Origin of the sequence: Nostoc sp. FACHB-888, assembly GCF_014696655.1 — a bacterium.
In the GTDB taxonomy this organism is placed as follows: domain Bacteria; phylum Cyanobacteriota; class Cyanobacteriia; order Cyanobacteriales; family Nostocaceae; genus Nostoc.
The window spans coordinates 1-1,733 of sequence record NZ_JACJQM010000417.1 but is presented as its reverse complement, the minus strand read 5'-3'; the positions used below and the strand labels follow the sequence as shown (position 1 = coordinate 1,733).

The following is a 1,733-nucleotide window of genomic DNA, read 5'->3' as shown; positions in this document are numbered from 1 at the left end:
GAATGGCACTAAGAAAAGCTCTAAGCGATGCAGGATAAGCGGTACAGATTTTAAAGCTATTGAACAGTGAAGGTCTTGGTATGGGACAGGCGAAAGTCCAGGATGCAAAGGTGCGATCGCTCGCAGAATGAACGTTAAGTGCCCACAATGTTTCACGGCGTAACTGCCCGCCTTGTTGCGATCGCCTCCGGAAAAAGCGGGTACGCCATCGCTGTCCCTGCCAGAGACAGTGGAATGAGATGTACGGGTTTTCTAAAGTTTTTAGTTAGAAAAGCTTACTCGTTCATGAAATACTTTCTTGAGACGAGCAAGCAAAATAACCACTACTACTGTGACACTCCGAGTACAAATTCTCAAAGATAAATTTAATCAAAGTTTGGGATTACCTTTTAAAGAACTGTTACCAGAGTCTGTAATCGTGCAAGCTCTTGATGAACTAAAAATTAGGTATAAGAGACGATTATTTGACCCAATAGTAACGCTGTGGGCATTTTTATCTCAGGTTTTGGATAATGATAAGAGTTGTCATAACGCTGTGAGTAAAATAATTGCTTATTTGGCAGGGCAAGGAGTAGAAATTCCCTCAAGTGATACAAGTGCTTATTGTCAAGCCAGAGCCAGGTTGCCAGAAAAATTATTAGAAAAACTTTTTGGTAAGGCGGCAGAGAGTTTATCAGAAAAAGTGACAGCAGAATATTTGTGGTGTGGTCGAGATGTGAAAGTAATAGACGGTTCAAGCGTGTCAATGCCTGACACTGTGGAAAACCAATCATGCTACCCTCAACCAAAGAGTCAAAAGGCTGGATGTGGGTTTCCAATTGCCAAAATTGGTGTGATATTCAGTTTAGCTACAGGAGCCGCTGTTGCTTTAGTTATCGATGTTTTGAACATTCATGATATTAAACTAGCTAGGAGATTGTATCAGTTCCTTAATCCCTTGGATATCCTTTTAGGAGATAGAGCTTTTTGTGCTTACGCTGACATGGTTACTATTAAAAACCTGAATTGTGATGCAGTATTCCGTAAACATCAAGCTCGAACAACGTCTATGCGTAAAGGTAAAATTGTTGGAGACTGTGACAAGTTAGTAACTTGGCATAAACCTAAAAAATGTCCACAAGGATTAACTGAATCAGAATTTGCTGCTCTACCTCTTAGCTTGACTGTGCGGGAAATTTACTACTACATTATTATTCCAGGTTTTCGTACAGAGCGAGTCAGCTTAATTACCACTTTATTAGATACAACAACCTATCCCACTTTGAAAATAGTCCAACTTTACTACCAGCGTTGGCAGGTTGAACTAGATTTAAGACATCTTAAGACTACTTTGGGAATGGATGTTTTACGATGTAAAACTCCCTCTATGGTACGCAAAGAAATTTATATTTATTTGCTTGCTTATAATCTACTTCGCAGCTTGATGTGGTCGGCAGGCACTACTTACGGTACTCCTGCATTACGTTTATCGTTACAAGGTACTCGCCATCATTTCAATAACTTTATTCCGGAATTTTTAGCAGCTTCTCTAACACAATGTCACCAACTTTATCGCACTTTGCTAAAAGTTATTGTTCACAAGGCTGTTCCTGACCGCCCTGCTAGAAATGAACCACGAGTTCGGAAACGCCGCCCTAAAGCTTACCCCTTAATGACCAAACCCCGGAATGAATTACGTAAACAATTGCAAACTGCTTAACCCACAAGTGTTTCGGCTTTTCTTAGTGCCATTC

Annotated in this window: 1 protein-coding gene; it reads left to right on the top strand. The window is 40.4% G+C overall.

Going from position 1 to position 1,733, the window contains the following annotated elements; translation table 11 throughout:
• The first annotated feature begins 331 nt into the window (after positions 1 to 331).
• Positions 332 to 1,699 (top strand): IS4 family transposase, encoded by a 1,368-nt coding sequence (locus H6G26_RS41565; protein WP_347242656.1) that lies wholly within the window; start codon positions 332 to 334, stop codon positions 1,697 to 1,699.
• The last annotated feature ends 34 nt before the right edge of the window (positions 1,700 to 1,733 follow it).